Source organism: uncultured Acidovorax sp. (assembly GCF_964021665.1).
Classification (GTDB): Bacteria; Pseudomonadota; Gammaproteobacteria; order Burkholderiales; family Burkholderiaceae_C; genus Acidovorax; species Acidovorax temperans.
This window is the reverse complement of record NZ_CAXIAK010000146.1, coordinates 1-4733: the sequence shown is the minus strand read 5'-3', so window position 1 is coordinate 4733 and position 4733 is coordinate 1. Positions and strand designations below refer to the sequence as shown.

Sequence of the window (4733 nt, the reverse complement as noted above, 5' to 3'; positions counted from 1 at the left end):
GGGGTGCAAGGGGAAAGGCCCTACCTCGAAAAGGCGAAAAGGCCTCCCGGCCGGCCCCCCAGAGGACACCCGCATGCTCTCCCTGTTCCAGCGAAAACGGCCCCCGGTCGCTGCCCCGTCGCCAGCGCCCGCCACCGACCTCCCGAAAGGGTTGCTGCGGCCCGAATCGGCCGCATCGCTGCTGGCAACACCGCGCCGGCAGAAGCTGCTGGAACACATCTGGCAGCGCACGTCGCTGTCGCGGCGGCAGTTCGCCACCCTATACCGCACGCCGCTGGAGCACTACGCCGAGTTGGTCCAACAATTCCCCGCATCGGAAAGCCATCACCACGCTTACCCCGGCGGCATGCTGGATCACGGGTTGGAGATCGTCGCCTATGCGCTCAAGCTGCGGCAGTCCCATCTGCTGCCCATTGGCGCCAGTCCCGAAGACCAGGCGGCGCAGTCTGAAGCCTGGACTGCCGCAGTCGCTTATGCCGCGCTGCTGCACGACATCGGCAAGATCGCCGTCGATCTGCACGTCGAACTGGCCGACGGCTCGCTGTGGCACCCCTGGCACGGCCCGCTGCACCAGCCATACCGCTTCCGCTACCGCGACGATCGAGAATATCGGCTCCACAGCGCTGCGACAGGTTTGCTCTACCGCCAACTCCTCGACCGTGATGCCCTGGACTGGCTCAGTGGCTATCCCGACCTGTGGGGACCGCTGCTCTACGTCCTGGCCGGCCAGTACGAGCACGCCGGCGTGCTGGGCGAACTTGTCGTACAGGCCGACCGCGCTTCCGTGGCCCAAGAGTTGGGAGGCGATCCCGCGCGCGCTATGGCCGCCCCCAAGCACGCGCTGCAACGCAAGCTGCTGGACGGGTTGCGCTACCTGCTCAAGGAAGAGTTGAAGCTGAACCAGCCCGAAGCCTCCGATGGCTGGCTCACCGAGGACGCCTTGTGGCTGGTGAGCAAGACGGTTTCGGACAAGCTACGTGCGCACCTGCTGTCAGAGGGCATCGATGGCATCCCTACGAACAACACTGCGGTGTTCAACGTGCTTCAGGACCACGGCATATTGCAGCCGACGTCGGACGGGAAGGCGGTCTGGCGCGCGACCGTGACCAGTGCGACCGGCTGGTCCCACTCATTTACCCTGCTGCGTCTAGCTCCCGCGCTGATCTGGGAAGCTGGCGAACGGCCAGCATCGTTTACCGGCACGGTGGCAATCGACGCTGCGGCAATCGAGAAGGATGCTGGCTCGGAGGCTGCCCCGCCTATGACTGCCGCGAAGCCTGTCTTGGAAGAACAGACGACGCCACCTTGGGAAGGCAGCAGCCCCGCTAACTTGGCTTCACCGCCCGCAGTTCAGCCCCTGCCTGACGTCATGGAAGACATGCTGGCGATGGTGGGCTCCGGACACCTCCTTGCGACGCGACAGGATGCAGAGCCCGTCCCGGCCTTCGCAACGAGTTCGCTGGTACTGCCTGTGCCAGCGTCTAAATCTTCGGCATCGACACAGCAGCCTTCGGGCGAGCACTTCATGGGCTGGCTTAGGCATGGCTTGCAGAGCCGAAAGCTGATTCTCAACGATGCCAAGGCACTGGTGCATACCGTGGACGACACGGTGTTCCTGGTAAGCCCTGGGGTGTTTCAGCGCTATGTCCAGGAGCATCCTCAAGTTCCAGCACTCGCCAAGCAGGATGCCGTTGTCGACTGGCAATGGGTCCAGAAGCGCTTCGAGAAGCTGCAGGTCCATCGCAAGCAGCCCAGCAGCTTAAACATCTGGACCTGCGAGGTCACCGGCCCGCGCAAGTCGCGCAAGCTGCATGGCTACTTACTCGATGACCCTGGCCAACTGTTCGATGAGCGGCCACCGAACAATCCCTACTTGAAACTGGCATAGGTGCTAGATACGGGCCCATAGAGGCACTGGTTGCCTGCCGTGCGCGTAGCATGGATCAACCTCTCTGCTTCATAGAAACGAACGTTGGACACGGTTACGCCGCCGAGGCTGGCGACGTCGCCAACAATTGGCACACGTTCCGTGGCAAAAGGCTTGGCGACCACCGTCGTCGGGGTGGCTGTTCGTACAGATCGTTGTTTCATCATCGTCTCGGCGTGGATCATGTACTGCAGCAAGCACGCCTGCAGCCTCTAGAGTCGAAGAAGTCGACTCGTCTCAAAGGGCCCCTCGTCGTTTCGTGTGGAAACCAACGGCGACAATCGGTGGTGGTCGTAGCGCCGTGTGGGCATGTGGGCAAGTCGCAGAGCGGCTTGTCCACATGCCCATGCGGCCTTGTAGTGCATGAACTGGAGGCTGTCTCGTGAGCGTTGGAGTTGAAACGCTGTTTGCCAGCGCGTTGGGTTTGGTTGCGCCGTGGGAGGTGGCCAAGGTGGATCTGGACACAGCCAAGCGGCGCATAGACTTTGAGGTGCGCTGCAACGCCAAGTTGCTCAGTTGCCCGCACTGCAACACCCCGGCGCAAGGCATCCATGACCGCCTTCGCCGCTCGTGGCGACACCTTGATTTTTTCCAGTTCGAAGCCTGGCTGCACGCCGATGTGCCGCGGGTGGCCTGCACTGGCTGCGGCAAGACCACGCAGGTGGGTGTGCCCTGGGCTCGCGAAGGCTCTGGCTTTACGGCGCTGTTTGAAGCCTTGGCGTTGTCGCTGTGCCGTGAGCTGCCGGTGCGGCAAGCCGCTGCACTGCTGCGTTGTGCCGACAAGCCCCTGTGGCGGCGCATTGAGTACTATGTTCAACAGGCCCGCGCAATCGACGACATGAGCGAGGTACGTACCGTGGGCATCGACGAGACAAGCCTGCGGCGTGGGCAGCACTACATCACTGTCGTGCACGATCTGGCTGCCAAGCGCCTGCTGTTTGCCACCGAAGGGCGCAGCCACCACTCCGTGTTGGACTTTGCCCAAGACCTCAAGGCCCATGGCGGCGATCCGGCTGTCGTGCATCACGTCTGTCAGGACATGAGTACTGCCTACACCAAGGGGGTGGGCTTGGCGCTGCCGGCAGCTGCCATCAGCTACGACCGCTTCCATGTCGTCAAGATGGCCATCGAGGCCATGGACGAAGTGCGACGAACCGAATGGCCCGATCAGCCCCATGCCGTGCACGCGGCCTTGGGCGGCACGGACCGCAAAGTGCTCAAGGGCCTGATGTGGGGCATGCGCAAGAACCCACCTGCCTGGAGCGGCCAACAGATCAGCGCCATGCACTGGCTGCAGCACTCCACGCTGAAATCTGCGCGGGCGTGGCGCCTGAAGATGGCCCTGCGCGAGGTCTATGGCGCAGCGCTCAAGCACAACGACCCCAGGCAGGCTCAGGCAGATCTGAGCGCCTGGTTGAGCTGGGCCACACGCTCGCGGCTGGAGCCCTTCAAGAAACTGGCCAAGACCTTGAAGACCCACTTCGCTGGCGTGATCAGCGGCATGCTGGACAACCGATCCAATGCCTTCGTCGAAGCCATGAACGGCCTGTTGCAGCAGGCCAAACGCGCCGCACGAGGCTTCCGAACGGCAGGCAACTTCATCGCCGTCGCATACCTTCGCATGTCCAAGCTGGCCCATCTGCCTGATCACCCATTCACCCCAGCCTCAGCAAAATGAAGCCGGGCGGTTCCACACAAAACGGCATAGAGCCTCTCAAAGCCGGGGGGTGCTGGTGGACAACAGCAAATCGAGGCGGTGTTCGACCAGCACCGCCTCGATGCTGCGCGGCGGCTGACCGGTCATCTGCTCGATGACACCGTCGGAGAACGGCGCCAGCCCGCGTTTGGACACCTCTTCGATGATCAGCGCCTCTCGCACCGTGGATTTCGGAAAGCCCGAGACCTGCAGATGCAGCGCCAGGGCTTCCTCACTGACGGGCACCAGGTCGATGCTGGCTCCGAAGATGATATTGATGCTGTTCACCAGCGCCTCGGCGGTGAGAGCCTGCGGGCCGGTGATCGCCAGCTCTCCGGGCGGAACAGGGTCCGCCCGCAGTACCGCCGCAGCGGTGCGCGCCACGTCCTCGCCCGCCACGTAAGGCAGTCTGCCTTGCGGCGCTGAGCAAAACCATTTCCCGCACCGAAGCGCCAGGATGATCCGCGGAAACAATCGCTCCATAGGCCAACTCACCCGCAAGACTGACAAGGCTAGGTTGCGAGCCTCGCATGACGGTTGGAGAGGTGTCACAGCGCAGCGGCCTGCCCGTATCCACGATCCACTTCTACGAGTCCAAGGGCCTGATCCAGAGCGAACGCACGTCCGGAAATCAGCGGAGATACTCGCCCGCTATCTTGAGGTATCTGGCCATCGTCAAAGTCGCGCAGCGGGCCGGACTATCGCTGGACGAAGTGCTCGACGCTCTCGGGCAGTATCAGCCGGGCGTTCATCTGACTGCTGCGCATTGGCGCCGTGTGGCGTCTAGGTGGCGTGAAGACCTTGACGACCGCATTACGCAGTTGATGCGGCTGCGGGACGAACTCGGGGGATGTATCGGGTGCGGTTGTCTCTCTCTCAAAGAGTGCCCGTTGCGTAATCCGGGCGACATACTCGCAGGCCAGGGGCCCGGTGCGCGTATCCTTGAGCGAGAATAGGCGGGACTTGTGAGATTGACAGTCGACTGAGTGGATCGCGCCGGCAGGGTCGACGTAGGGCGATGTATCCGCTACGCCGACCGCCGCAGTTCACGTCGTCTAAGTCGGCCGTGAGATTGCTGAAAATTCATTCGGCATTTTTGTGCAGCGAACA

At 62.8% G+C, this 4733-nt stretch carries 5 protein-coding genes; 3 read left to right on the top strand and 2 right to left on the bottom strand.

Translation table 11 applies throughout. The annotated features are described in order from the left end of the window. Nucleotides 1–73 precede the first annotated feature (73 nt). Complete coding sequence (mobH, locus tag AADJ04_RS17640; RefSeq protein ID WP_010791736.1) at nt 74–1888, top strand: MobH family relaxase; 1815 nt, start codon at nt 74–76, stop codon at nt 1886–1888. On the opposite strand, the gene AADJ04_RS17635 is transcribed toward mobH, so the two are convergent. Further along, nucleotides 1870–2052, bottom strand: coding sequence for a MerR family DNA-binding transcriptional regulator (locus AADJ04_RS17635; RefSeq protein ID WP_255221297.1), 183 nt, complete (start codon nt 2050–2052; stop codon nt 1870–1872). The two genes, mobH and AADJ04_RS17635, sit on opposite strands and share 19 nt — an antisense overlap. Nucleotides 2053–2309: 257 nt before the next feature. On the opposite strand from AADJ04_RS17635, the gene AADJ04_RS17630 reads away from it, so the two are divergent. Continuing rightward, complete coding sequence (locus AADJ04_RS17630) at nt 2310–3605, top strand: ISL3 family transposase (RefSeq protein WP_023085361.1); 1296 nt, start codon at nt 2310–2312, stop codon at nt 3603–3605. 36 nt (nt 3606–3641) lie between these two features. Here the strand turns inward: AADJ04_RS17630 and AADJ04_RS17625 are convergent, their stop codons facing one another. After that, nucleotides 3642–4106 carry a hypothetical protein gene (locus AADJ04_RS17625; protein WP_010791737.1) on the bottom strand — a complete coding sequence of 155 codons (465 nt, stop codon included), beginning with the start codon at nt 4104–4106 and terminating at the stop codon, nt 3642–3644. 47 nt (nt 4107–4153) lie between these two features. On the opposite strand from AADJ04_RS17625, the gene soxR reads away from it, so the two are divergent. Further along, complete coding sequence (gene soxR, locus AADJ04_RS17620; RefSeq protein WP_006226036.1) at nt 4154–4579, top strand: redox-sensitive transcriptional activator SoxR; 426 nt, start codon at nt 4154–4156, stop codon at nt 4577–4579. The last annotated feature ends 154 nt before the right edge of the window (nt 4580–4733 follow it).

Coding starts and splice junctions, on each gene's coding strand:
- mobH (WP_010791736.1), top strand. CDS start 74: ATGCTCTCCCTGTTCCAGCGAAAACGGCCCCCGGTCGCTGCCCCGTCG.
- AADJ04_RS17625 (WP_010791737.1), bottom strand. CDS start 4,106: ATGGAGCGATTGTTTCCGCGGATCATCCTGGCGCTTCGGTGCGGGAAA.
- soxR (WP_006226036.1), top strand. CDS start 4,154: ATGACGGTTGGAGAGGTGTCACAGCGCAGCGGCCTGCCCGTATCCACG.